Origin of the sequence: Sphingomonas sp. RB1R13, assembly GCF_036663775.1 — a bacterium.
Taxonomy (GTDB): domain Bacteria; phylum Pseudomonadota; class Alphaproteobacteria; order Sphingomonadales; family Sphingomonadaceae; genus Sphingomicrobium.
Genome location: NZ_JAXOJM010000002.1, coordinates 397,636 through 419,636 on the forward strand (window position 1 = coordinate 397,636; position 22,001 = coordinate 419,636).

At 63.3% G+C, this 22,001-nt stretch carries 23 protein-coding genes and 3 tRNA genes; 4 read left to right on the forward strand and 22 right to left on the reverse strand.

Annotated features, from left to right (window positions below; genetic code table 11):
- Positions 1-46 precede the first annotated feature (46 nt).
- The 3 genes from U1700_RS08095 to proS are packed head-to-tail and all read right to left on the reverse strand — an operon-like array spanning position 47 to position 3,283.
- The gene (locus tag U1700_RS08095) at positions 47-721 is read right to left on the reverse strand and encodes an ABC transporter ATP-binding protein (RefSeq protein ID WP_332751768.1); all 675 of its coding nucleotides are present in this window, start codon (positions 719-721) and stop codon (positions 47-49) included.
- Positions 714-1,964, reverse strand: a complete 1,251-nt coding sequence (locus tag U1700_RS08100) for a lipoprotein-releasing ABC transporter permease subunit (protein ID WP_332751770.1) — start codon at positions 1,962-1,964, stop codon at positions 714-716. Before U1700_RS08100 ends, U1700_RS08095 begins: the two co-directional genes overlap by 8 nt.
- Complete coding sequence (gene proS, locus U1700_RS08105; protein WP_332751772.1) at positions 1,964-3,283, reverse strand: proline--tRNA ligase; 1,320 nt, start codon at positions 3,281-3,283, stop codon at positions 1,964-1,966. Before proS ends, U1700_RS08100 begins: the two co-directional genes overlap by 1 nt.
- Before the next feature lie 377 nt (positions 3,284-3,660).
- Between proS and U1700_RS08110 the strand changes: the two genes are divergently transcribed.
- Complete coding sequence (locus tag U1700_RS08110) at positions 3,661-4,575, forward strand: ATP-grasp domain-containing protein (protein ID WP_332751773.1); 915 nt, start codon at positions 3,661-3,663, stop codon at positions 4,573-4,575.
- On the forward strand, positions 4,572-5,603 hold the full coding sequence (locus U1700_RS08115) for an LLM class flavin-dependent oxidoreductase (protein WP_332751774.1): 1,032 nt from the start codon (positions 4,572-4,574) through the stop codon (positions 5,601-5,603). Before U1700_RS08110 ends, U1700_RS08115 begins: the two co-directional genes overlap by 4 nt.
- 129 nt (positions 5,604-5,732) lie before the next feature.
- On the opposite strand, the gene U1700_RS08120 is transcribed toward U1700_RS08115, so the two are convergent.
- Positions 5,733-5,809 (reverse strand) — tRNA-Met (locus U1700_RS08120).
- A 160-nt stretch (positions 5,810-5,969) separates the two neighbouring features.
- Between U1700_RS08120 and U1700_RS08125 the strand changes: the two genes are divergently transcribed.
- Positions 5,970-6,383: a DUF3775 domain-containing protein gene (locus U1700_RS08125; protein ID WP_332751775.1), complete on the forward strand. Its 414-nt coding sequence runs from the start codon at positions 5,970-5,972 to the stop codon at positions 6,381-6,383.
- On the opposite strand, the gene U1700_RS08130 is transcribed toward U1700_RS08125, so the two are convergent.
- The 15 genes from U1700_RS08130 to U1700_RS08200 form a co-directional block, all read right to left on the reverse strand.
- Positions 6,380-6,886 (reverse strand): 2'-5' RNA ligase family protein, encoded by a 507-nt coding sequence (locus tag U1700_RS08130; RefSeq protein ID WP_332751777.1) that lies wholly within the window; start codon positions 6,884-6,886, stop codon positions 6,380-6,382. The genes U1700_RS08125 and U1700_RS08130 overlap by 4 nt on opposite strands.
- A complete protein-coding gene (locus tag U1700_RS08135) occupies positions 6,883-7,443 on the reverse strand; it encodes a PRC-barrel domain containing protein (RefSeq protein ID WP_332752280.1) in 561 nt (186 codons plus the stop codon). The genes U1700_RS08130 and U1700_RS08135 overlap by 4 nt, the downstream gene beginning before the upstream one ends.
- Positions 7,444-7,481: 38 nt before the next feature.
- A complete protein-coding gene (locus tag U1700_RS08140) occupies positions 7,482-9,401 on the reverse strand; it encodes a potassium transporter Kup (RefSeq protein ID WP_332751778.1) in 1,920 nt (639 codons plus the stop codon).
- Between the two features lie 73 nt (positions 9,402-9,474).
- On the reverse strand, positions 9,475-11,394 hold the full coding sequence (locus U1700_RS08145; protein ID WP_332751780.1) for a potassium transporter Kup: 1,920 nt from the start codon (positions 11,392-11,394) through the stop codon (positions 9,475-9,477).
- Positions 11,395-11,449: 55 nt separating this feature from the next.
- Positions 11,450-12,067: a tetratricopeptide repeat protein gene (locus tag U1700_RS08150; protein ID WP_332751782.1), complete on the reverse strand. Its 618-nt coding sequence runs from the start codon at positions 12,065-12,067 to the stop codon at positions 11,450-11,452.
- On the reverse strand, positions 12,064-12,471 hold the full coding sequence (locus U1700_RS08155; RefSeq protein WP_332751783.1) for a cytochrome c-type biogenesis protein: 408 nt from the start codon (positions 12,469-12,471) through the stop codon (positions 12,064-12,066). The genes U1700_RS08150 and U1700_RS08155 overlap by 4 nt, the downstream gene beginning before the upstream one ends.
- Entirely contained in the window at positions 12,468-12,998 is a 531-nt protein-coding gene (locus U1700_RS08160; protein ID WP_332751785.1) for a DsbE family thiol:disulfide interchange protein, read from the reverse strand. Before U1700_RS08160 ends, U1700_RS08155 begins: the two co-directional genes overlap by 4 nt.
- On the reverse strand, positions 12,995-14,902 hold the full coding sequence (locus U1700_RS08165; RefSeq protein WP_332751787.1) for a heme lyase CcmF/NrfE family subunit: 1,908 nt from the start codon (positions 14,900-14,902) through the stop codon (positions 12,995-12,997). The genes U1700_RS08160 and U1700_RS08165 overlap by 4 nt, the downstream gene beginning before the upstream one ends.
- Entirely contained in the window at positions 14,899-15,339 is a 441-nt protein-coding gene (gene ccmE, locus U1700_RS08170) for a cytochrome c maturation protein CcmE (RefSeq protein WP_332751789.1), read from the reverse strand. Before ccmE ends, U1700_RS08165 begins: the two co-directional genes overlap by 4 nt.
- Positions 15,340-15,346: 7 nt before the next feature.
- A complete protein-coding gene (locus U1700_RS08175; RefSeq protein WP_332751792.1) occupies positions 15,347-15,478 on the reverse strand; it encodes a hypothetical protein in 132 nt (43 codons plus the stop codon).
- Positions 15,475-16,191: a heme ABC transporter permease CcmC gene (ccmC, locus tag U1700_RS08180; RefSeq protein WP_332751794.1), complete on the reverse strand. Its 717-nt coding sequence runs from the start codon at positions 16,189-16,191 to the stop codon at positions 15,475-15,477. Before ccmC ends, U1700_RS08175 begins: the two co-directional genes overlap by 4 nt.
- A 51-nt stretch (positions 16,192-16,242) precedes the next feature.
- The gene (locus U1700_RS08185; protein ID WP_332751796.1) at positions 16,243-16,398 is read right to left on the reverse strand and encodes a hypothetical protein; all 156 of its coding nucleotides are present in this window, start codon (positions 16,396-16,398) and stop codon (positions 16,243-16,245) included.
- Between the two features lie 120 nt (positions 16,399-16,518).
- Positions 16,519-16,725 (reverse strand): cold-shock protein, encoded by a 207-nt coding sequence (locus U1700_RS08190; RefSeq protein WP_332751798.1) that lies wholly within the window; start codon positions 16,723-16,725, stop codon positions 16,519-16,521.
- A gap of 176 nt (positions 16,726-16,901) precedes the next feature.
- Complete coding sequence (locus U1700_RS08195; RefSeq protein ID WP_332751800.1) at positions 16,902-17,948, reverse strand: Leu/Phe/Val dehydrogenase; 1,047 nt, start codon at positions 17,946-17,948, stop codon at positions 16,902-16,904.
- A 44-nt stretch (positions 17,949-17,992) separates the two neighbouring features.
- Positions 17,993-18,069: transfer RNA gene (locus U1700_RS08200), tRNA-His, on the reverse strand.
- A gap of 168 nt (positions 18,070-18,237) precedes the next feature.
- Between U1700_RS08200 and U1700_RS08205 the strand changes: the two genes are divergently transcribed.
- Positions 18,238-18,957, forward strand: a complete 720-nt coding sequence (locus U1700_RS08205) for a Crp/Fnr family transcriptional regulator (protein ID WP_332751802.1) — start codon at positions 18,238-18,240, stop codon at positions 18,955-18,957.
- 56 nt (positions 18,958-19,013) lie between these two features.
- On the opposite strand, the gene U1700_RS08210 is transcribed toward U1700_RS08205, so the two are convergent.
- From U1700_RS08210 to lon, 3 genes are all read right to left on the reverse strand, one after another.
- A tRNA-Val gene (locus U1700_RS08210) sits at positions 19,014-19,088 on the reverse strand.
- 69 nt (positions 19,089-19,157) lie between these two features.
- Positions 19,158-19,430 (reverse strand): HU family DNA-binding protein, encoded by a 273-nt coding sequence (locus U1700_RS08215; RefSeq protein WP_332751804.1) that lies wholly within the window; start codon positions 19,428-19,430, stop codon positions 19,158-19,160.
- A gap of 115 nt (positions 19,431-19,545) precedes the next feature.
- Positions 19,546-21,945, reverse strand: coding sequence for an endopeptidase La (gene lon / locus U1700_RS08220; RefSeq protein WP_332751807.1), 2,400 nt, complete (start codon positions 21,943-21,945; stop codon positions 19,546-19,548).
- Positions 21,946-22,001: the final 56 nt, after the last annotated feature.

Here is a 22,001-nt window from a genome sequence, read left to right on the forward strand (position 1 = left end):
TTCAGGTGACATGGCCGGTGAACGCGCGGCGCGCCAATTGGTGGCGTCAGCCGAGCACCCCTTCGTGCAGCCGCACCACTCGATCCATCCGCGCGGCCAGCCGCTCATTGTGGGTAGCGATCAGCGCGGAACTGCCTTCATCTCGAACCAGCCGAAGGAATTCGGCGAGGACGGTGTCGGCGGTCTTTTCGTCCAGATTGCCCGTTGGCTCATCGGCCAGGATCAGCGGCGGACGATTGGCCAGCGCCCGGGCGACCGCGACCCGTTGCTGCTCCCCGCCCGACAGTTTCGACGGGCGATGATCGAGCCGGTCGCCAAGTCCCAGCGTCGTCAGCAGCGCGTCGGCTCGTTCCCGCGCGACCTCCGGCAGCGCGCCGTGGATCATCTGCGGCAGGATGACATTCTCGCGGGCATCGAAATCGGGCAGGAGGTGATGGAACTGGTAGACGAAGCCCAGCGCATCGCGGCGCAGGTCGGTGCGCGCATCGGTGTCCAGTGCCGCCGCCTCGACCCCGTTGATCCGGATTGAGCCCTCGAACCCGCCTTCGAGCAGACCTACCGCCTGCAGCAACGTCGACTTGCCCGACCCCGATGGCCCGACCAGCGCCACGATTTCGCCCGGCTGGATCGAGAGGTTGACCCCGTTGAGGACGTGGATGGTAACCTCGCCTTGAGTGAAACTGCGGCGAAGGTCGGTCGTCTCGAGAACCGGCTTACTCATAGCGCAACACCTGGACAGGGTCGGTGCTTGCTGCCTTCCACGCAGGATAGAGCGTCGCAAGGAAGGACAGCAGCAGCGCGGTGACGATGATGGCGCCAATCTCGACCGGGTCCGATTTCGACGGCAGGCTGGACAGCACCCGGACCGACGGGTCCCACAAATCCTGGCCAGTCAGATATTGGATGGAATCAACGATCGGCTGTCGGAAAAACAGGAACAGGGCGCCAAGGATCACGCCAAGCATGATCCCTAGCGCCCCGATCGTGGTCCCGACCGTGACAAAGATCTTCATCATCGCGCGACGGCTCGCCCCCATCGTGCGCAGGATCGCAATGTCGCGTGTCTTCGCCCGAACCAGCATGATCAGCGAAGACAGGATGTTAAATACCGCCACCAGCACGATCAGCGACAGGACGACGAACATCGCGATCCGCTCGACCTCCAGCGCGCTGAACAAGGCCGAATTCATCTGTCGCCAATCGATCAAGATGCCGTGGCCGCGAACGATGGGCGCAAGGGGAGCTAGCGTTTCGCCAACCTTGTCAGGATTTTCTACTTGGACCTCGATCATGCCGATCTGGTCGCCCATCAGCAAAAGCGACTGCGCGTCCTCCATCGGCATGATGATATATTGCTTGTCATAGTCATAGACCCCGACCTCGAACACCGCGCCCACGGTATAGGTCACGATCCGTGGCACGCTCCCGACCGGCGTATCGCGGCCTTCGGGCGAGATCAGGCTGATCTCGGATCCGACATAGGCGCCAAGCGACTGGGCAAGCCCGCTACCGATCGCGATCTTGTTGCTGCCGGGCGCAATGTCGATCAGCTGCCCCGATTTCACATGCGAACTGATGATCGGGTTATTCTGGAGGTCTGAGGGACGCATACCGCGCACCAGCACTCCCTCGACCCGGCCGTTGGCGCTGGCCATTAGTGGTTGTTCGATCAATGGCAGCGCGGAAACCACCCCTGGCGTAGCGCGGGCGCTAGCGGCGATCCGCTGCCAGTCGCTCAGTCGCCCCTCATAGCCGTTAACAATGGCGTGGCCATTCAGACCGACGATCTTGTCGAACAGTTCGGCGCGAAAGCCATTCATTACCGACATCACGATGATCAGCGCTGCAACTCCGAGCGCCACCGCAGCCAGGCTGATTGCGGCGACCAGGAAGATGAACCCTTCGCCCTTGCCCGGGAGCAAGTAGCGGCGCGCGATCATCTTTTCGTAGCGATTGAGGATCATCAGGAGAGGCGCGCCACTGCGGCGTCGATCGGGATCTCGAATTTCTCGCCGGTGCGACGATCCTTGAGTTCGACCATTCCAGCGGCGACCCCGCGTGGCCCGACCACGAGCTGCCACGGCAGGCCCATCAGGTCCATGCCGCCAAGTTTGACTCCACCGCGCTCGTCGCGGTCGTCGTAGAGCGTCTCGACACTGGCAGCGGTCAGCTGGCGATAGAGGTCTTCGGCAACCGCGACCGAGGCCTCGTCGTCGCCGCGCATCGTCACCAGTCCGACCTTGAACGGAGCGACAGCTTCGGGCCACACGATGCCTTTATCGTCATGGCTCGCCTCGATGATCGCGCCGACGAGCCGACTGACGCCAATGCCATAGCTGCCCATCATCGGCGTGACGTTGCTGCCGTCCTTGCCCGACACCTTAAGCCCCATGGCGGCCGAATATTTGTCGCCGAAATAGAAGATGTGTCCGACCTCGATGCCGCGCCCAGTGCGCTGGCGTTCGCTCGGCACTTCAGACCATTTTGCCTCGTCATGGGTCTCGTCGGTCGCGGCATAGGTCGAGCTGACCTGGTCGAACAAGCCATGGAGACCCGCCTCGTCCGAATAGTCGATGTCGGTCTTGCTCCAGTCGATCTCCTCAAAGCGCGAATCGTAGAACACCTCGCTTTCGCCCGTGGGAGCGAGGACGATGAACTCGTGGCTGAGGTCGCCGCCGATCGGCCCGGACGCTGCCTTCATCGGCACCGCGCGGATGCCGAGCCGCTGGAAGGTCCGCAAATAGGCGAGCAGCTGGGTGTAATAGGACAGCCGCGCCCCGGCCTCGTCCAGATCGAATGAATAAGCGTCCTTCATCAGGAATTCGCGGCCCCGCATCACGCCGAAGCGCGGGCGCACCTCGTCGCGGAATTTCCACTGCACATGGTAAAGCGTGCGCGGCAGGTCGCGATAGGATTTCACGTCGTCGCGAAACAGCGCGGTGATCATTTCCTCATTGGTCGGGCCATAGAGCATCTCGCGCTCGTGACGGTCCTTGATGCGCAGCATTTCGGGGCCATAGGCGTCGTATCGACCTGACTGGCGCCATAGCTCGGCTGACTGGAGCGTCGGCATCAACAGCTCGCACGCGCCGGCCTTGTCCTGCTCCTCGCGAACAATGTCGGCAATTTTGTTGAGCACGCGCAGGCCGAGCGGAAGCCAGGCATAGATGCCCGCGGCTGTCTGGCGAACGAGCCCGGCTTGAAGCATCAGCTTGTGGCTGACGATCTGGGCGTCGCTCGGGCTTTCTTTGAGGACGGGGAGAAAGGAGCGGGACAGGCGCAAGGCAATGCTTTCGGAGGACGGGCAATATGCGGGTCGCCGTCCTCTAGGTGGCGAGGGAGGCGAACGCAATCTGGCGAAGCGATGTTGCACGGAGGCAACAGAGTGTTCGCAAAGAGTCGAAGACCGGTACTTTGGCGGTGACATGCGCCGTGATTGGCCTAGCGTCTAAGCTTCCGATCGAAGCTTAGCTGAGGTTCGGGGAGTTTGGGTCAGCAACGACTGGCCCGTTTCCAAAGGGGGCTGACGAGCAATCGTCACGCAGGAAGCCCGGGACGCGAACACGCGGCCCGGGCTTTTGCTTGTGCGAAATTTCTTTTGTTGCCCAGCCTCGCCACTTTCGATTGCGCACCGCAACCTTGACTGTCTAGGCCAGCGCAATGGCGTCACTTGCAATCCTCTATGAACATCCGCTGTGGTTCCAACCGCTGTTTCAGGCGCTCGATCGGCGCGGTGTCGACTATGTCCCCATATCCCTCACCGATCATTGCTTCGACTTTACCAGTCCGCCTCCTGCCCCGCTAATTTTCAACCGCGTCGCCCAATCGGGTTTCCTGCGCGAGCCCGAGCATCCGATCTTCTATACGGCCGCCCTGCTTGACCAGTGGCGGCGAATGGGAGCCGTCGTGCTGAATGGGCCCGAGGCGCTGGCGCTCGACTCCTCGAAGGCGCGACAACTTTCGCTGATTGCGGCGCTTGGCCATGCGATCCCGAAAACGCGAGTCGTTCATCGGGCACGCGACCTGGTTGCTGCGGCGCAAGTGATGGACTTCCCGCTGTTGGTGAAGGCAAACATCGGGGGCTCGGGGGCGGGCATCGTGCGCTATTCATCGACGGATGAAATGATCCGGTCGATTGATGATGACAGTATCCCAACCTCGATCGACAAGGTGTTGCTCCTGCAGGACTATGTGCCGCCTCGGGGGGGCGTCATCACGCGCATCGAGACGATGGGCGGGCGGTTTCTCTACGCGATCGAGGTCGAAAGCAGCGGCGACAACTTCGACCTTTGTCCCGCTGACGCCTGCGTTTCGGCGCCCGGCCGCAAGGCAATCGCCATGACCAGCGTCACTCCCGCGCCCGACGTCATCGCCGCTGCCGAGCAGATCGCGCAGGCCGTCGGCCTCGACATCGGCGGGGTGGAGTTGGTTGTGGACGACCGTGACGGTATTTCCCGATTTTATGACGTAAACGCACTGTCGAACTTCGTCGCCAAACCGCTCGAAGTGCTGGGCTGGGATCCGCACGAGCGGCTGGTCGACTGGATAATGGCACGCATTGAGGAATCCGCATGAGGTTCGGTTATTGGATGCCCGTGTTCGGCGGCTGGCTTCGCAACGTGAGCGACGAGCCCGAGGCCAGCTGGGACTATGCCAGGCGTCTGACTCAGCGCAGCGAAGAAACCGGCTGGGATCTATCCCTGATCGCCGAGCTCAACCTCAACGACATCAAGGGGGTTGAGGCCCCGGCCCTCGACGCCTGGTCGACTGCAGCCGCGCTGGCGGCAGTCACGTCGACAATCGAGCTGATGGTCGCGGTGCGTCCCAATTTTCACCAGCCGGCGTTGTTCGCCAAGGCCGCTGCCAACATAGACCGCATCGCCGGCGGGCGACTGTCGCTCAACGTGGTGTCGTCATGGTGGGCCGATGAGGCGCGCCAATATGGACTGATATTCGACGAACATGACGACCGCTACGCGCGGACCGCCGAATGGCTCGAGGTCGTCGACATGTTGTGGTCGAAGGAGCGCTCGTCGTTCGCCGGGCACTATTACAGCCTCGACAATGCCGTGTGCTCGCCCAAGCCCGTCAAGCGTCCGACGATTTATGCCGGGGGTGAAAGCGACACCGCCAAGACGATGATCGCACGGCAGTGCGACGCTTATGTCATGCACGGTGACCCTGTCGAAGCGATCGCGGACAAGATCGCCGACTTGGCAGCGCGCCGCGAGCACCTCGGGCGAACCCAGATGATTTTTGGCATGGCAGCTTTCGCCATCGTCCGTGACAGCGAGGCCGAAGCCCGACGCGAGCTTGAGCGGATTACCCGCTTGCCGCCAGAGCCTCCAAAAGGATTTGCAAATTTCGACCAGTGGCTTTCGGGGACCAAGCTTGAGCGCGAATTGAAACTTCAGGAATATTCGGTCTCGAACAGGGGCTTGCGACCCGGTCTCGTCGGTACGCCAGAACAACTGCGCGAGCGGATCGAGGAATATCAGGCCGCGGGCCTAGACCTCCTCCTGCTCCAGATGAGCCCGCAGGAGGAAGAGATGGATCGCTTCGCCGCGCAGGTCATTGCCCCCATGAAGCAAGCGCAATCGTAATTGCCTTGGCCGTGGCTCGCGTTACCTTTGCTTTCCGATCACCTGCACCGTGCAGGCGACCGGGCTAGGGGACGGGTCACCGGCAAATGCTTGCGCTGGCCTCCGTCGCGGATCGGTTGGGGATGGCAATGGTAGCGGAGGAGGGACTTGAACCCCCGACACGCGGATTATGATTCCGCTGCTCTAACCAGCTGAGCTACTCCGCCCCTTGGGGCTGCCGCGCGAAACTATGCGGGCGCGGCGTGCCTATAGGTCGCACACCAGCACCGGTCAACGCGCCACGCGCCGATTGGCTTTGGCCGCGACAAATGGCTGAGGAACCGCCACCGTTGCGCGTCGTTAGGAGTGGAAATCGGAGATTGACCAATGGAACCGCTGACGCCGCTCGAAACACTGTGCCGGATCGTTCTTCGCGGACGTGAATATGAGGCGCAGACCGCGACCGATTATGATGGCGGCGAAGCGGCCGAGAACATTGATGGCGAAGATGGCGAAGCGCTGTCGGTGCTCGATGATTCGGTCAATGACAGCGTTGAGGAAGAGCTCAAGAGCCAATTCGAGGACCTTGCCGAGGACCAGCTAGCCGAAGTGCTGGCTTTCTGCTGGGTCGGTCTTGGTACTTATGATGCAAGCGACTGGGACGAAGCGATGGAAGCAGCCACGGAGGAAGGCCAGGGCGCGATCGCCGAGCTGATGGACATGCCGATGCTCGCCTCGGTACTCGAAGCGGGCATGGCGGCATTCGAACTGAGCTGCGACGGGGTCGGCGACCTCAGCTAGGTGCCACGAAAGGGCCAGCGTTGGAGCGTGTTCCACGGCCCGTCCATGTAACGATGAAGCGCCAGCCCCGCGATCCCGACCGGCCGGGGCACGAAATGGCGCTGTTTGGCGATCAGCAGGTCGCGCGCCACGCCTGACGACACCTTGTTCTGAATGGTGACATGCGCGCGCCAGCCCTGCGCGTCCTGTGCCGTGAGACACGTCTCGAAGGCTTCGGCAATGTCGCTTCGAAGATCATCCAGTTCCGCCGACTCGATCGTGTAGGCCACGCCTGAGCCCAGGCTACGCAGCCCTGCCAGCATCGCTCTTGGCGCCGGACGGTCGGCCACAGCGGCCAACCGGCGACGAAGCTCCGGCTCGACGGATGGCGGCAGCGCGTGAAACATGGTCAGGTGCGCCGCTAATATATTGCGCTCGGGCGGAAAATGGGCGCGGCGATCGCCGTCAAAAAACGCAAAGTCGACCGCTGCAAAATCCGCAGTCACAATCAGCGCCCCGCTCATCGCCAGTCGTCTTTGGCCAGTTGTTCCAGTGCCTCGAAAGCGTGGCGATCGAGGTTCGTCGACACGCTCTCTCCTTCGACTTTGGCATCCTTCCATTCGAGCCGCCGCACGGTTTCACCAACGCCGCCGACTCCGCCACTCGTCACGACGACATAATGGAGCATCCCCAGCTCGCCGCCCGCCATTGCATCGACACAGGCCCCAATTTCGACGCCATCGGCAGCCTTGAGCTTAGCCTTGGTCAGCAGCGACACCGGGAAGAGCATTTCGCCTGGCGCGGTCTTGCTATGGGCCTGCGCCTTGGCTCCGCCTTCCTCCAGCTTGGCCTGCCGCCCAAGCCAGCGCCAGATGCCGAACAGGTTGAGCGCGGTCAGGATGATGTTCTGCCACAGCAAGTTCGACTGGCCGGTCATGACGCCCAGAGCCAGCCATGCGAGCGAGCCGACCGTAAACACCACAAACCCCCAACCAGTCACTCGGCTACCGAGGTTGGACGCAGTCATCAGTGCGGCGATGGTGGTCGCGATCGGAGCGATCCAGGTGGCGATGTCTTCCATCACCACCTAACCGCCCGCGCGCAAAAGCGTTGCGGCGATCAGATCTCGACCTGGCTGCCAAGCTCGACGACGCGGTTGGTCGGCAGCTTGAAGAATTCCATCGCGCTTTCCGCATTGCGCAGCATCCACGCGAACAATTTCTCGCGCCAGATCGCCATTCCCGGCCGCTCTGCCGTAAGCAATGTCTGGCGTGACAGGAAAAAGCTGGTCTTCATGACATTCTGGGTTCCGCAATGCTCGACCTTGGCGAGCTCGTCGGGAACGTTGATTTCCTCCATGAAGCCGTAATGCAGCGTGACGCGGTGGAAGCCGCTGCCATAATTCTCGGTCGTGGCGCGGCGCTCCTGCTTGACGAAGGGCACGTCCTCGATCCGTACGGTGACCAGGATATTGCGCTCGTGGAGCACCATGTTGTGCTTCAGATTGTGGAGCAAGGCCGGCGGCACGCCGTCTCGCGCGCTGGTCATGAACACCGCCGTATTGGGAACCCGGGTCGCCGAGCTGGCCGACTTTATGAACACCTTGAGCGGCAGGCTGTCGGCGTTCATCCGCTCGATCATCAGCTTACGCCCCTTGGCCCAGGTCGTCAGCAGAGTGAAGGCGATCACACCGATCAGCAGCGGGAACCAGCCCCCGGCGAAGAACTTCGTCAGGTTCGACGCGAAATAAACGCCGTCGATTAGCATGAAACCACCAATCACCACGATCACCAACGGCATCGGCCAGTTCCACACCTTGCGCGCCAGCACGCCCAGATTAAGCGCGGTGATGAACATCGTGCCGGTGACGGCAATGCCATAAGCCGCCGCAAGGTTGGTCGATTGCCGGAATCCAATGACGAGCAGGATGACGAGCACCATCAGCGTCCAGTTCATGAACGGCACATAGATTTGGCCCGCCGCACGTTCAGATGTGTGGGTAATATGAAGACGCGGCATCAGCCCGAGCTGGATCGCCTGCTGGACGACCGAGAAAGCGCCGGTAATCACCGCCTGGCTGGCGATAATCGTGGCGGCGGTGGCAAGGAACACCAGCGGCAGGCGCAGCGAGTCCGGCGCCATATAGTAGAATGGATTCTCGGCCGCTCCGGGGTTGTGAAGCAAAAGCGCGCCCTGCCCCAGATAGTTGATGACCAGCGCCGGGAACACCATCCACAACCACGCCAGCGTAATCGGACGGCGGCCGAAGTGGCCCATGTCGGCATAAAGCGCCTCCGCCCCCGTGACGCAGAGCACGACCGAACCGAGCGCGAGGAATGCGAGCCCCGGATCATTGGCAACAAACCGTGCCGCCCAGAGCGGGTTGAGCCCGGCGATAACACCCGGATGAGCCCAGATCTGGATCCCGCCGAGCACGGCAATCACGCCGAAATAGAACACCATGATCGGCCCGAACAGTTTGCCGACAGCATCGGTCCCGCGCGACTGGATGAAGAACAGCCCGATCAGGATAACGATCGAAATCGGGATGACAAAGCGAGTGAAGCCTTCGTTGACCGTCTCCAGCCCCTCGACCGCCGACAGTACCGACACCGCAGGGGTGATCATCGCGTCGCCGAAGAACAAGGCGGTCGCGGCAATCCCGAGCATAACGAGGCTGGTGCCCCACCGCCCGCCACCAATCGACCGCTGGATCAGCGCGAGCAGCGCCAGCGACCCGCCCTCGCCCTTGTTGTCGGCGCGCAAGATTAGCCAGACATATTTGATCGTGACGATGAACATCAGCGACCAGAACATCAAGCAGACGGTTCCGAAAATGTGCAGCTGATCAACCTTGAGCGGGTGATGCCCGACGAACACTTCTTTCATCGCATAAAGCGGGCTGGTACCGATATCCCCGAACACAACTCCCGCCGCACCCAGCGCAAGACCCCTCAGCGAGCCTTGCGCATGACCCCCGTGCGGATCGCTATAGTCGTCGGGCGCGGCCCCTGCAGTCGCCGCAGATTGGTCGGTCATCTAGTCTTAATTCCCGGAAAGCGGCGGAAGTTGCGTATGCGAAATGTCAGGCGAAATGAAGGAATGCGCGCGGTCAGATTTCGACCTGGCTGCCCAGCTCGACCACGCGGTTGGCGGGAAGCTTGAAGAATTCCATCGCGCTTTCGGCATTACGAAGCATCCATGAAAACAACTTTTCTCGCCACACTGCCATTCCCGGACGCTTCGACGAAATCAGCGTCTGGCGGGCAAGGAAGAAGCTGGTGTCCATCGCCTTGTAGCGCGGCCCGCACCCTTCCATCGATTCGAGCGCCAACGGGACGTCGATGTCCTCCATAAAGCCGTAGCGCAGCATTACTCGATAAAAGCCCTGCCCCAGATCCTCGGTCGTCATCCGCTTTTCCCCAATGACATAAGGCACGTCTTCGATCCGCACCGTCAGAAGCAGGATCCGCTCGTGGAGCACCTTGTTGTGCTTGATGTTGTGGAGCAATGCATGAGGTACGCCGACGGCGGAACTGGTCATGAAAACCGCTGTTCCGGGAACCCGCGTGGTGCTTCCGCTGGCCGACTTAATGAACACCCCGATCGGCAGCGACTCCTCCTCCAGCCGGAGGATCATCAGCTTTCGCCCGCGCGCCCAGGTGGTGAGCATGGTGAAGGCGATCGCGCCAACCAGCAGCGGGAACCAGCCGCCGACCGGAACCTTCAACAGGTTCGCGCCGAAATAGGCGACGTCGACCACCAGGAATAGCGCCACCAGCCCGCCTGCAAGCAGCCGGTTCCACTTCCACAAGGTGAACAGGACCACCGCGATCAGCAACGTATCGATGAACATGGCCCCGGTCACCGCAATGCCATAAGCGGCGGCAAGGTTTGACGAGGTGCGGAAGTTGACCACCAGCAGCAGGACCATCACCATCAGCGCCCAGTTGATCGCTGGGATATAGATTTGCCCGGCGGCGGTCTCGCTGGTGTGGGTGATCTTCAGGCGCGGGATGAAGCCCAGTTGAATCGCCTGCTGGGTGACCGAGAAGGCGCCCGAGATGACCGCCTGACTGGCGATGATCGTGGCCGCGGTCGCCAACAGGACGAGCGGTAATCGAAGCATGTCGGGGGCGAGGAAGAAGAACGGGTTCTGCACCGTCGCAACGGCCTGCGCCGGAGGCAGCGAGAGCAACATTGCCCCCTGCCCCATGTAATTGAGCGTCAGTGCGGGTAGCACGAAATAGAGCCACGACACACGGATCGGATTGCGCCCGAAATGTCCCATGTCGGAATAGAGCGCTTCGGCGCCGGTAACGGCCAGCACGACCGAACCCAGCGCAATGAACGCGCGGACCGGTGCTTCGGCGAAGAAGCGAAAGGCGTTGAGCGGGTTGAGTGCCTCGATCATAACCGCCGGGTGATCGACGATGTGGATCCCGCCGAGCACCGCCAGCGTCACGAAATAGACGAGCATGATCGGACCGAACAGCAGCCCGACCTTGGCCGTACCGCGCGACTGGATCAGGAACAGACCGACCAGGATGGCCATTGCGGTCGGGACGACAAAGGGCTGGAACCCTGGCTGAACAGTGGTCAGTCCCTCGACCGCCGACAGAACGGAGATCGCCGGCGTGATCATGCTATCGCCATAGAAAAGTGCGGTGGCGAACACCCCTAGCAGGATGATCCCCTTGGCCCATTTGCGGCTATCGGTGGTCGACCGGTTAATCAGTGCCAGCAAGGCGAGGCTGCCGCCCTCCCCGCGGTTGTCAGCCTTCATGATGATGGTGACATATTTAAGGCTGACAATGATCATCATCGACCAGAAGATCAGGCTCAAGACCCCATAAACATGAAGTGAATCGGGAACGAGCTTGTGATGGCCGGCGAAGGTCTCGCGGAAGGCGTAAATGGGCGAGGTGCCGATGTCGCCGAACACGATGCCGATCGCGCCGACCGAAAGCTTCGCCAGCGAGCCTTGCGCATGGCCGTGCGAGATATCGTCACTGGTCTCGGGATTGATCATGGCTGCGCGCGCCTAGCACTGTGCGTTGCTGCTCGCAATCGGACGGGGGAAGCGCTCAGCGGCTTGGAGCGGTCGGTTCGCCGGCAAGGGCGATCCCACCCTCGACCATCGGCCGCCAGCTCGCATCGGCCGGAGCAGTGGTGAGGAGGTTGCGCCACTGGGTGACGGCCCCTGCCCGGTCGCCCGAGCGGAGCAGGGCAAGCCCGAGGAAGAAGCGCGGGCCGGGCGCATCGGGCGACAAGGCGGACGCACGGCCGAAGGCGAGCCGCGCCGCCGGGGTCAGCGTGTGGCCGTGGTCGACGAGAGCATTAGCATAGCCGGTCCATAGTTCGGGATCGCGCGGATAGATGCGAACGGCGGTCTGGAGAATCTGCGCCGCGCCCTGCGTATCGCCGCTGCGGGCATAGGCGTCGGCAAGGACCAGCCAGCGTTCGGCGGGGGTGAAGGCACCGAAAAAAGCGTGGCGCGCACTCGATAGCGGCAGCGGCGGCGCGGAATCGGCCGGGCTCCGCGCAATTCCGGGCAATTCTGGTCGACCCTCGAGCGCATAGCCCGCCGCGCCGAACAGCAGCGCAGCGGCGGCTAGGGTCAGCAACGGACCGCGCAGTTTCAGCAAGAACAGCAGGCCGAGCGTGGCAGCGGCGGCGAGGCCAACGATGATCCAGCCGTTCATCTCTTGCTGCGCCCGGCAAAGCGCGCCCGGGCAAGCCACAGCCCGGCCAGCAGCAGGACAATCGGCGCGGCCCACAGTGGCCAGGTCAGCGGCTGGACGGGGGGCGCGAAGCTGACCCAATTGCCATAGCGGGCGATGAGCCAGTCGCGAATTGCCGAGGGCTTCTCCCCCGCCGCGATACGGGTGCGGACCATTGCGCGCATCGAGCCGGCGAGATCGGCGTCGCTGTCGGCGATCGATTGACCCTGGCAGACAAGACAGCGCAACGTTTCCATCAGCGCCTGCGCCTGCGCCTCCTGGCGAGCGTCGGGGAGTTGTTCATTGGCCCATCGCGGCTGGGCGAGGTCGGTGTCACCCAGCGCAGGGGTCGCGAAGATCAGGGCGAAGCCTAGAAGACGCTTCATTTCGCCGCCTTCGCCAGCGCAGCGCGAACCTGAGGAAGCTGCTTGGCGGTGATCCCGCCGATGAACTGGGCGCGGATGATGCCGCGACCGTCGACGACGAAAGTTTCGGGGACTCCCGACGAGCCGAGTGCCATCTGCATCGCGCTATCTGGATCAGCGCCGATTGCTGCGAACGGGTCGCCATGATCGGCGAGGAAGGCTGCGGCGGCTTCGGGCCGGTCGCGAATGCCGATGCCGACGACGGGGGTGCCTTCTCTGGCAAGCTGGTCGAGCAGGGGAAGTTCGGTGATACACGGCACGCACCAACTGGCGAACAGGTTGAGCAGGTGGGGCTTGCCGGTAGCGAGGTCGCGCGACGAAAGGCCGGGCTTGCCGGGAACGGCCGCCGGGAGGCCGAAGCTCGGCACGGGCTGGTCGATCTGCCGCGAGCGGATGAGGGTGTCGCCGGGCTCAACGAGCCGCCAGACGAGTGCGCCGACCAGCGCGAGGAATAGCGCGATGGGGAGAAAGCGAATGAAATTTTTCATGTCCCCGCGCTCCGTTGGCGCCAGCTTCGCCAGAGGCGGCCAAGCAAGGCGAGTAGCCCGCCGAGCGCGATCAGCGCGCCGCCAAGCCAGATCAGCGTGACGAACGGCTTCCACCACAAGCGCAATTGCCAGCGGCCATCGTCATTCTGGTTGCCGAGCACGGTGTAGAGCTGGCCGTCCCACAGGGTGGCGATGGCCGTTTCGTTGGTCTGGGTCGGGGGGTCCGAGAAGGTTCGCGCCTGCGGGGTGAGTATGAGGCGAGTGTCGCCGCGCGAGGCGTCGAGGCGAGCTTGAAGCGCGGTCCAATTGGGACCGGCGATCGGATCGAGCGATGCGAAGGTGACGCTCCACGGGCCGACAGCGAGGGTGTCGCCTTCGGCCGTGGCAGCGAGTTTTTCGATCGTGAAACTGCTGTCGATTGCCATTCCGGCTAGGCTGACGGCAACTCCGAAATGGGCGATCGCCATTCCCCAGGTGGCGAGCGGGGTTCGCCATGGCTTGCGGCGGGCGAGCGGCAGAAGGCTGGCGATGGCGAGCCCGCCGGCGAGCGCGAGGGCAATGCGGGGGAGCAGGGTCATCGACGGGGCGAGCAGGGTCAGCGCAAGCGCCGAAAGCGCGGCGAGCGCGCCGGGGACAATGCGCGAAAGCTTTGGCCTGACGTCATGCCGCCAGCGGAGGAGTGGCGCGAACAGCAGGAGCGCGACGAGGCCGAGCGCGAGCGGGCCGGCAGTGGCGTTGAAGTAAGGCGGGCCGACCGAGAGCTTCTCGCCGGTCATCGCCTCGGCCAACAGTGGGTAGAGCGTGCCGACGAAGACGATGCCGAGAATCACCGAGAGTAGGAGATTATTGGCAACGAGCCCGCCCTCGCGGCTCCACAGGCCAAAGCGGGCGCCTTCGCGGACGGTGCCGATGCGGGCCGCGAATAAGGCCAATGCTGCGCCGATGTAGAGGACCAGCAGCATCAGGATGAAGGCACCGCGGGTCGGGTCGACGGCGAAGGCGTGGACCGAGGTGAGGACCCCCGAGCGGACGAGGAAGGTGCCGAGCATCGACATGCTGAAGGCGACCACCGCGAGCATCATCGTCCACGCACGAAGCCCGCCACGCGCGGCGAGGACATTGAGGCTGTGGAGCAAGGCGGTGGCGGCGAGCCATGGCATGAGACTGGCGTTTTCAACCGGGTCCCAGAACCACCAGCCGCCCCAGCCAAGCTCATAATAAGCCCAGTAGCTTCCCGCGGTGATGCCGAGCGTGAGAAAGATCCACGCGCCGAGCACCCACGGGCGCATGGCGCGGGCGAGGAGCGGGCCGACTTGGCGGGTGAGCAAGGCGGCGACCGCGAGGCTGAAGGCGACCGACAGACCGACATAGCCGAGGTAGAGGGTTGGCGGGTGGAAGGCGAGACCGGGGTCCTGGAGCAAGGGGTTGAGCCCCTGCCCTTCGACGGCAGCCGGGTTGAGCCGGGCAAAGGGGTTCGACGCGAGCAGGAGGAAGGCGAAGAAGCCGAGCGCGAGTGCGGCCTGCGCGGCGAGGGTGGCGACGGTCATCGCCGCGTCAAGGCGGCGTTCGAGCAGTGCGAGGGCGGCACCAGCGAGACCGAGGACGGTCACCCACAGCAGCATCGAGCCTTCGTGATTGCCCCAGGCGCCAGCAATTTTGTACATCATCGGCTTGGCGCTGTGACTGTTTTGCGCGACGAGCGCGACCGACAGGTCGGTGCGAGCGAAAACGCCGAGAAGCGCGGCGAAGGCGACGAGGGTCAGCGCTCCCTGCGCGGTTGCGATGGCGCGTGCGGGGGCCGGGCCGCCGATCCTGTGGCGCCAGTAGCCGAGTGCGAGCAGCAGCTGGAGCAGAGCCAGCGCGGTCGCCAGCCACAATGCAACAAGGCCAGTTTCGGCAATCACTTGGCGAGCGTTATTGAAACGCGATGTTCAGCGGCTTGGTTACCCATTTGCGGCGGCATGTAGCGTTCGTCATGCTTGGCGAGGATGGTATCGGCGGTGAAAGCGGTCTCCGTCAGGCGCCCCTCGGCGACGACCCCGCTGCCCTCGCGGAACAGGCTGGGGAGGATGCCGCGGTAGGTCACACGGGTGGTCGCCGGGCCGTCGGTGACGAGAAAGCTAACGGTGACTCCGTCGGGCGCGCGGACGAGCGAGCCTTTGGTGACCATCCCGCCGAGGCGCACGCTGCGATCGGCGACGGCTTTGCCTGCGGCGATGTCGCTGGGCGTGTAGAAATAGGAGGCGCGATCGCGAAGGCCCCACATGGCGAGCAGCGCGGCGGCCATGAGCGCGGCTAGCGCGAGGAGGATGAGCGCGAGGCGCTGGTGCTTGGGTTTCACGCTGATGTCAGTCGCGGTGTTTGAGGGTATCGGCGGCGGCCTCGGCGCGGTGCATCGTCGTACAGGCCCATGCCAGCAGACCGGCGGTGGCGAGCAGCATCACGACATAGGCGACGGCGACATAGTGCCACTCGGTCACGACCTACTCCGGCGCAGGCGCGCTTCAACCTTCTGTTCGGCAAGCTCGGCGCGCATCCGCATGAGGATGGCGGCGGTGAACAGCAAGGTAAAGCCGGACAGGGTCAGCGGCAGCGGCCACAGCATTGACGGGGCAATGTGCGATCCGCCGCCGATGCTGACGCTCTGGCCCTGGTGGAGCGTGCGCCACCATAGCACGCTATAGTGAATAATCGGCAGGTTGATCGCTCCGGCGAGCCCGAAGATAGCGGCCATGCGCCCCTCCCCGCCGCGCTCCTTTTCGGCTGCGGCGAGCGCGATATAGCCGAGGTAGAGGAAGAACAGGACAAGCATCGAGGTCAGGCGACCGTCCCACTCCCACCAGCTTCCCCAGGTCGGGCGGCCCCAGATCGATCCGGTTGCGAGGCAAGCGGCGGCGAAGGTTGCCCCGGCGGGAGCGATGGCGCGGCCGGCAAGCGTGGCGAGCGGGTGGCGCCAGACGAGCTGGCTGAAGCTGGCTGCGGCAATTCCACTCCAGCCAGCCATGCCGAGCCACGCCGCGGGCACGTGAATGTAGAGTATTCGGACGGTCTCGCCCTGGAGATAGTCGGGAGGAGTGACGAACAGTCCGCCAAGGACACCGACAAGGGTAAGGACAAGGCCGAGCGCGACTGTCCACAGGCTCGCCGGTCGGGCGAAGCGCAGGAAGCGGGCGGGATTAGCGAGGGCGTGCATCTGCGCCGCCGATTAGCGACTAATGGCGCACAAGGGAATTGGCGAAGGCGATCAGGCCGTAAGTCCACTTTCGGCCTTGCGGCGCTGTTCCTCTTCGCGCAGCCGGTCGCCGCGGACGGCACGGGCGGCAAGGACATCCCACGCCGCAGCGGCGCGTAGATGGTTTTCGCGCACATTGGCGAGACCGGCTTGCTCGGCGAGGCGCACTTCGGCATCGCGGCGCTCGGTGAAGAAGAGGGTTTGGCTGGACAGGGGAGGTCTCCTCTTCGGGATGCGGTACGGCGGAAAAGATCGGCCCCCTCCGCGAGGGAGGGGGCCGGTTAGTCGTTAAGCCGACTGAAGGTTCACGGCGCTGACGCGGCCGCGACGATCGGGCTCCAGCTCGTACGACAGGCGCTGATCGGTGTTGAGCGTCTGCATGCCAGCAGCCTGCACCGCGCTGATGTGGACGAACGCATCGTTCGAGCCATCGTCCGGCTTGATGAAGCCGAAGCCCTTGTCGGTGTTAAAGAATTTGACGGTACCTGAGATCATGACGGGTTTCCTTTTCCCATGCGGCAGGCGCAAGTCGCCCGCCGGCTAGAAGCGGCGGAGAAGAGGAAGAGGACTCGTAGAGCCAGACCCGATCAGGCAACTGGTAGCCCGGCTGGTATAGGCAAGACGGGTCGAAATAGCAATTAATGCCCGCTTCTCAGCCAAAACGGCCCCGCCTAACGGCCAATAAGCGCCATCGCCATGGCATCGGCAACCTCGGCCGGGTTGCGGTTCGACGACGCACTGTCCGCCCAAATCTGTTCTAGCCGCGCAGGGATCGCTTCGATCCGCTGGCGGACCAGGCTGGCATCGCCATCTCGGACATATTCGGTCGAGACGTTGATGATTCCGCCGGCGTTGATGACATAGTCGGGGGCGTAGAGGATGCCGCGGGCGTGGATCCGTTCGCCGTCGGCATGAGTAGCAAGCTGGTTGTTGGCGCCCCCAGCAACAATCGGCGTCTTGAGCGCGGCAATGCTCTGTTCGGTCAGGATGGCGCCGAGCGCACATGGGCTGACAACATCGGCGGGGGTCGAGAGGATAGCGGCAGGATCGACGACGCTGCCCGAGACTTGCGTGGCGAGAGCTTGGGCGCGGGGTCCGTCGACGTCGGCGATGATCAGGGTCGCGCCTTCGGCAGCGGCGTGCATCGCGACCCCGCTGGCAACGCTTCCGGCGCCCTGGAGCGCAATGCGCAGCCCGGCGACACTGTCTTTGCCCAGCGCGTGTTTGACCGCAGCCTTGATGCCGAGGAACACGCCCAACGAGGTGTGCGGCCCGGGATCGCCGCCGACTGCACCCCCAGCAACAGGGAGCCCGGCGACGAAGCGGGTCTTGCGTGCGATCTCGATCATGTCGGAGACGCTCATGCCGACGTCTTCCGCCGTGACATATTGCCCACCGAGCTGGTCAATTGCGAGCCCGAAGGCGGCGAGTAGAGCGGGGGTCTTCGACCGGTCGGCGGGTGCCAGGATGACCGCCTTGCCGCCACCGAGCGGAAGCCCGGCCATGGCGTTCTTGAAGCTCATACCCCGAGATAGTCGAAGCGCGTCGGTCAGTGCATCGGCGTCGTCTGCATAATGCCAGAAACGCGTTCCGCCCGCAGCGGGGCCCAGATGGGTCGAATGGACGGCGATAATCGCGCGCAGCCCGGTCGCCGCGTCATGGACGAAGTGAAGCGCTTCGTGGGCGTCGAAATCGGGGAAGCCCCATGGGGTCTGCATCGTGGAAATACGCCCTGACTTACCAAGCGGTTGGCGGAGAGAAATGGGGCGATCGACGGGGCTTGAACCCGCGACCCTCGGTACCACAAACCGATGCTCTAACCAACTGAGCTACGATCGCCACGATACGCCGGTAGGGCGCGCGCGGTCCTTATGCGTGAGGGGCGCGGAAGGCAAGCGCGCGCCCGCGTGCAATTGCCTACCGTAATTCCCTCGGCTTCATTTGGAGCAATGCCTTGTCTTATTGCTTGTTGCGGCCCACATGTGCCCGGGGGCAGAGGAAATATTTATGGCTACGAGAGCCACACCGTCGATCAACCGTAATCCGGGGGTCGATCTAGCCCAAACATTGGTCGCCGCCGGGCTGAAGCCCGCCCTCGCCAAACGCTTCGAATCGATGCCTCAGCGCGCGCTTACGGTTGAGCCGCGCCGCCCCTTCCGCGAGCCCGGAGTCGCACGCGACGAAGTGATGTTCGTGCGGTCGGGATTGCTCAGCAAATATAAGTCGGATGGCGCCGGTCGGCGACAAATTGTCGCGCTTCGCTTTACCGGTGACGGCATCCTGCCGCGCGAGGGCACTGCCGATTATGGGGTGCAGGCGATCGTGCGCAGTGAAGTGTTGATCGGCAAGCGCGAGGATTTCGAAGCGGTGGTCGATACTGACGCCGACTATTCGCGGTTTTTCATGAAGTTGATGGAGCGCCATTCGGCGATCGGTTACGAATGGCTGGTCAATTGCGGACGCCGCGATTCGACCGCGCGGGTTGCGCATCTGCTGTGCGAGACCGTAACGCGCAGCCATGTCGATGTGGCGAAGCATGCGCTGCACAATCCTTTCACCCAGCAACAGATTGCCGACATTACCGGGCAGACCTCGGTCAACGTCAACAGGGTGTTCGCCGACCTCGAGCGGCAGGGCCTGATCAAGCGCAAGGGCCGTGAAATCTTCTTCCAGGACTGGGCCGAGATGCAGCGCGTCGCGAGCTTCCACGCAGATTATCTGCGGTAAGGTTTGTTCGCTGCGAAAAACGGCACAGGTTTTCTACCAAATAATAGCTTCAAGCATGGTGGGCGCGGCAGGGATTGAACCTGCGACCCCACCCGTGTGAAGGGTGTGCTCTACCACTGAGCTACGCGCCCATGCTCGCCGCGGAGCACCGCCTAGGCGAGGGGGAAAGACCTGTCCAGCCTGACCCGCTCATCTGCCTATTAGCGCACCGCGTCCTTGAGGATCTTGCCCGGACGGAACTTGGGCTGGGCGCTCGAGTCGATCTGCATCGGTTCGCCGGTGCGCGGGTTGCGCCCGATCGATGCCTTGCGCCGGGTAACCGAGAAATTGCCGAAGCCGACGAGGCGAACCTCGTCGCCGCGCTTTAATGTGGCGGTGACCAGTTCGAGCATCGTCTCGATCGCCCGACTGGCATCGTTACGGTTGAGCCCGGCCCGATCTGCAACCTGGCTGATGAGTTCCTGCTTGTTCATAGGTTCAACGCTCCTACCGGCCCGCATAACGGCTGACTATTGACGCGTGTTAAGACGAGGCGGGAGGCCGTGTCAAAGGCTTCGCGCGGCCCGTTCTGTGGTGGGACGGCGTCGCTTAGTGGCGAACCGTTGCTCCCGGCCCCGCGCCGTGCGTTCCCAGCGCCTCGACTGCATGCTCGTCGGCCTCGGTCCACTCGATCGGCACGAGAGGGGTCGCCATGGCGCGCGCAAGCACTTCGTCGACATGGGCCACGGGGACGATCGTCAGCGCATCCTTCACCGAGGCAGGGATGTCGGCGAGATCCTTTTCATTCTCCGCCGGGATGAGCACGGTGGTGATTCCGCCGCGAAGGGCCGCCAGCAATTTCTCCTTGAGCCCACCGATCGGGAGGACCCGACCGCGAAGTGTGACTTCGCCAGTCATGGCGATATCACGCCGGACGGGAATGCCGGTGAGAGTGGAGATCATCGCCGTGACCATGCCGATACCAGCCGAGGGCCCGTCCTTGGGGACCGCGCCTTCGGGCAGATGGACGTGAATGTCTTTGCGCGCGAAGATGGACGGCTTGACGCCATAAGAGGGGGAACGCGCCTTGACGAAGCTCATCGCCGTGGCAATCGATTCCTGCATCACATCGCCAAGCTTGCCGGTGGTTTTGATAAGCCCCTTCCCGGGGACGGTGACCGCCTCGATCGTCAGCAATTCGCCGCCCACTTCGGTCCAGGCAAGCCCGGTGACCGCGCCGACCTGGTCCTCTTCTTCGCCAACGCCGTAGCGGTAGCGGGTGACGCCAAGATACTCGCCGATATTCTGGTCGGTCAGCGTGACGCTTTCGACCTTTTTCTCGAGAATCTGGCGAAGCGATTTGCGCGCGACCTTGGCGAGTTCACGCTCGAGCGTGCGGACTCCGGCTTCGCGGGTGTAGTGGCGCAGGATCGAGCGGAGCCCGCTGTCGTCGAAGGTCAGCTCGCCTTCGGTCAGGCCGTGCGCCTCAATTTGTTTGGGGATAAGATGGCGACGCGCGATCTCGACTTTTTCGTCCTCGGTATAGCCTTCCAAGCGGATGATCTCCATCCGGTCAAGCAGCGCCTGGGGCATGTCGAGCGAGTTCGCCGTGGTCACGAACATGATGTCGCTCAAGTCGTAATCCAGCTCGAGATAATGGTCCTGGAATTTGGCATTTTGTTCGGGGTCCAGGACCTCGAGCAACGCCGACGCCGGATCGCCACGGAAATCCTGGCCGAGCTTGTCAATCTCGTCGAGCAGGAACAGCGGGTTGGAAGTACCGGCCTTTTTGAGGTTCGACATGATCTTGCCCGGCAGCGAGCCGATGTAGGTGCGGCGATGACCGCGAATCTCGGCCTCGTCGCGGACGCCGCCCAATGACTGGCGAACGAATTCGCGGCCCGTGGCGCGCGCGATCGAGCGGCCGAGGCTGGTCTTCCCGACTCCGGGCGGGCCCACGAGGCACAGGATTGGGCCTTTTAGGCGGTTGGTGCGCGCTTGGACGGCCAGATATTCGACGATCCGGTCCTTGACCTTCTCAAGGCCATAATGATCCTCGTCGAGGATTGCCTGCGCTTCGGCGATGTCGCGCTTCAGCTTCGACTTCTTGCCCCACGGCAGGCCGAGCAGCACGTCGAGATAGTTGCGCGCAACGGTCGCCTCGGCCGACATCGGCGCCATGCCCTTTAGCTTTTTGAGCTCGGCATTGGCCTTGGTCCGGGCTTCTTTCGACAGCCTGGTCTTGCGGATCTTCTGGGCGAGTTCGGCGAGTTCGTCAGCGCCTTCCTCGCCTTCATTGCCAAGCTCGCGCTGAATCGCCTTCAGCTGTTCGTTAAGATAATATTCGCGCTGGGTCTTCTCCATCTGGCGCTTGACCCGGCTGCGGATCTTCTTCTCGACCTGAAGCACGCCAAGCTCGCCCTCCATGAAGGCGAACACCATTTCGAGGCGGCGCGAAGGGTGAAGCTCGCCGAGAAGCGCCTGCTTGTCGGCGACCTTGATCGACAGGTTTGAGGCAACTGCGTCGGCCAACGCCGAGGGGTCCTCAATCTCGCCGAGTTGCATCGAGGTTTCGGCCGGAAGCCGCTTGTTTAGCTTGGCATAATTGTCGAACTGGTCGATCACCGAACGCATCAGCGCCTGCGCCTCGGGCCCTTCGGCATCGAGGTCGGCAACATCCTCAATCTCGGCCACCTGGTGACCTTCGGGCGAGATCCCCAGCGAGAGCAGGCGAGCTCGGCGGACGCCCTCCACCAGCACGCGAACGGTTCCGTCGGGAAGCTTGAGCAACTGCATCGCGGTAGCAACGACGCCAAGGTCGTAGAGCTGGTCGCGGTCGGGATCATCCTCGGCCGGGTCGAGCTGGGCGACGAGGAAGAGTTCCTTGTCGCTGCCCATCGCCGCTTCGAGCGCGGCGACCGATTTTTCGCGGCCGACGAACAGCGGCACGATGCGGTGGGGAAACACGACAATGTCGCGCAGTGGCAGGATTGGAAGTGTTTGACTCATGATCGACATATGGGATGGCGACGGCGCCAACGCAACGCCGCGCCACTATCTGTCAT

Coding starts and splice junctions, on each gene's coding strand:
- U1700_RS08130 (WP_332751777.1), bottom strand. CDS start 6,886: ATGAGCGGGGCGCTGATTGTGACTGCGGATTTTGCAGCGGTCGACTTT.
- ccmC (WP_332751794.1), bottom strand. CDS start 16,191: ATGCACGCCCTCGCTAATCCCGCCCGCTTCCTGCGCTTCGCCCGACCG.
- U1700_RS08155 (WP_332751783.1), bottom strand. CDS start 12,471: ATGAAGCGTCTTCTAGGCTTCGCCCTGATCTTCGCGACCCCTGCGCTG.
- U1700_RS08140 (WP_332751778.1), bottom strand. CDS start 9,401: ATGACCGACCAATCTGCGGCGACTGCAGGGGCCGCGCCCGACGACTAT.
- U1700_RS08190 (WP_332751798.1), bottom strand. CDS start 16,725: ATGATCTCAGGTACCGTCAAATTCTTTAACACCGACAAGGGCTTCGGC.
- U1700_RS08145 (WP_332751780.1), bottom strand. CDS start 11,394: ATGATCAATCCCGAGACCAGTGACGATATCTCGCACGGCCATGCGCAA.
- U1700_RS08135 (WP_332752280.1), bottom strand. CDS start 7,443: ATGGAAGACATCGCCACCTGGATCGCTCCGATCGCGACCACCATCGCC.
- U1700_RS08205 (WP_332751802.1), top strand. CDS start 18,238: ATGGCTACGAGAGCCACACCGTCGATCAACCGTAATCCGGGGGTCGAT.
- U1700_RS08100 (WP_332751770.1), bottom strand. CDS start 1,964: ATGATCCTCAATCGCTACGAAAAGATGATCGCGCGCCGCTACTTGCTC.
- U1700_RS08110 (WP_332751773.1), top strand. CDS start 3,661: ATGGCGTCACTTGCAATCCTCTATGAACATCCGCTGTGGTTCCAACCG.
- U1700_RS08215 (WP_332751804.1), bottom strand. CDS start 19,430: ATGAACAAGCAGGAACTCATCAGCCAGGTTGCAGATCGGGCCGGGCTC.
- U1700_RS08125 (WP_332751775.1), top strand. CDS start 5,970: ATGGAACCGCTGACGCCGCTCGAAACACTGTGCCGGATCGTTCTTCGC.
- U1700_RS08160 (WP_332751785.1), bottom strand. CDS start 12,998: ATGAAAAATTTCATTCGCTTTCTCCCCATCGCGCTATTCCTCGCGCTG.
- lon (WP_332751807.1), bottom strand. CDS start 21,945: ATGAGTCAAACACTTCCAATCCTGCCACTGCGCGACATTGTCGTGTTT.
- U1700_RS08115 (WP_332751774.1), top strand. CDS start 4,572: ATGAGGTTCGGTTATTGGATGCCCGTGTTCGGCGGCTGGCTTCGCAAC.
- U1700_RS08150 (WP_332751782.1), bottom strand. CDS start 12,067: ATGAACGGCTGGATCATCGTTGGCCTCGCCGCCGCTGCCACGCTCGGC.
- U1700_RS08195 (WP_332751800.1), bottom strand. CDS start 17,948: ATGCAGACCCCATGGGGCTTCCCCGATTTCGACGCCCACGAAGCGCTT.
- U1700_RS08095 (WP_332751768.1), bottom strand. CDS start 721: ATGAGTAAGCCGGTTCTCGAGACGACCGACCTTCGCCGCAGTTTCACT.